This window comes from Campylobacter sp. 2018MI10 (genome assembly GCF_018501175.1).
Taxonomy (GTDB): domain Bacteria; phylum Campylobacterota; class Campylobacteria; order Campylobacterales; family Campylobacteraceae; genus Campylobacter_E.
The window spans coordinates 1-240 of record NZ_JAHCZD010000156.1; the positions used below are offsets into that span (position 1 = coordinate 1).

The following is a 240-nucleotide window of genomic DNA, read 5'->3' on the forward strand; positions in this document are numbered from 1 at the left end:
GTTACTTTAACAACCAGGAGGTTGGCTTAGAAGCAGCCATCCTTTAAAGAAAGCGTAATAGCTCACTGGTCTAGTGATTTTGCGCGGAAAATATAACGGGGCTAAAATAAGTACCGAAGCTGTAGACCCAAGCCTAGCTTGGGTGGTAGGAGAGCGTTCTATAGGCGTTGAAGATGTACCGGTAAGGAGCGTTGGAGCGTATAGAAGTGAGCATGCAGGCATGAGTAGCGATAATTAATG

1 rRNA gene is annotated in these 240 nt (G+C 45.8%); it reads left to right on the plus strand.

Annotated features, from left to right (window positions below):
• A 23S ribosomal RNA gene (locus tag KJR01_RS10125) occupies positions 1-240 on the plus strand; the annotation flags it as partial.